Here is a 1,103-nt window from a genome sequence, read left to right as displayed (position 1 = left end):
GGATATCAGCGAAATACATGCAAACACCGCATGAAAGGAGAGGACGGCTTCAGGATCGGCTTTCACGCCCTGCTGCCAGGCGCCGGAAAAGGGCTCAGCCACCGCCTGAAACAGGCTGGTCCAGCCCGCCTCTCTTACGTCACGTCCTGATTTCTGGTTTTTTCGGGTTCGCCGTAAAAGGTTCCACATTCGCCATGCTCCGCATCACGTTTCTTTTTCTGACCTGCCGGACGTCGCACCGTGATGTACTCCGCCTTTCCCAGGCGAACCAGCACCTCCGCACACGGCTGTGCCACATCACGGATATCCCCGGCCCGGGCATCATGCGTGCCCTGCAGATATCGGATCTTTGCCATAACCTGTTACGGGAGGCGCACGCCTCCCGTCCTCCTTATCAGACTCAGCCGCCGGACGCACTGCCATAGTTCACTCCGGTGATCACCGCCACCGCCGCGGTACGGCGACGACGCCAGTTGATCCAGCGCTCCGCACGGATGGCCACGCTGCCTGTCTGGAACATGGAAACCAGCTCCACCGGCGACGGCGTGGTACTGTCGCCGGTCGGCTCAGACTGCATTTCCAGTGATGCCTCGCGGGACATATCCACTGCCACGCCGCCGTCATCCGCCAGATAAATATCCGGGGCATTCACCAGCACCAGCTGGTCACCCACGTACTGGGAGACAATCACCGGCAGCCCCTGAAAGGAGCCACCCAGCAGGGTCATGTCCGGGTATTCTTTCTGACCCAGCGCATTTTTACGCATGGACAGCGCCAGGGCATTGGTGCTGGACATCAGCCAGACCGCACCGGTGGGCTGCAGGTTTGCTGCCACAAACTGTCCAAACGCCGCCTCTGCATCCGCATCCGGGTTACCGCTTGATGCCGTGCCCTTCACATCATGGGTGATGGACGCCGGGGAGACATCTGCCACCGCCGCTTTTTTCGGGTCCACAAAGTCTGTATCCAGACGCGCCACCACCGCTTCCGCCAGCGCATTACGGACCAGTGCATCAGCAGCCGGACTGGAAAAACGGATCAATTCTTCCGTCAGTACCGCAATGGCCGACACCTTCGCATGACTGAAGGTGATGGATTCAAAA

2 protein-coding genes and 1 pseudogene are annotated in these 1,103 nt (G+C 59.9%); all 3 read right to left on the bottom strand.

Annotated features, from left to right (window positions below; translation table 11 throughout):
• Nucleotides 1-189, bottom strand: a pseudogene (locus E0D98_RS24605) (phage portal protein); the annotation flags it as partial.
• The gene (locus tag E0D98_RS24600; protein WP_001063099.1) at nt 135-356 is read right to left on the bottom strand and encodes a hypothetical protein; all 222 of its coding nucleotides are present in this window, start codon (nt 354-356) and stop codon (nt 135-137) included. The pseudogene E0D98_RS24605 and the gene E0D98_RS24600, both read right to left, overlap by 55 nt.
• 44 nt (nt 357-400) lie before the next feature.
• On the bottom strand, nt 401-1,103 hold a 703-nt coding region (locus tag E0D98_RS24595), incomplete at its 5' end, for a phage major capsid protein (protein WP_131891315.1).

Origin of the sequence: Escherichia sp. KCJ4928 (assembly GCF_004352695.1) — a bacterium.
GTDB lineage: Bacteria > Pseudomonadota > Gammaproteobacteria > Enterobacterales > Enterobacteriaceae > ECMA0423.
The sequence above is the reverse complement of the archived record's forward strand: the minus strand, read 5'-3'. Positions and strand labels throughout refer to the sequence as shown.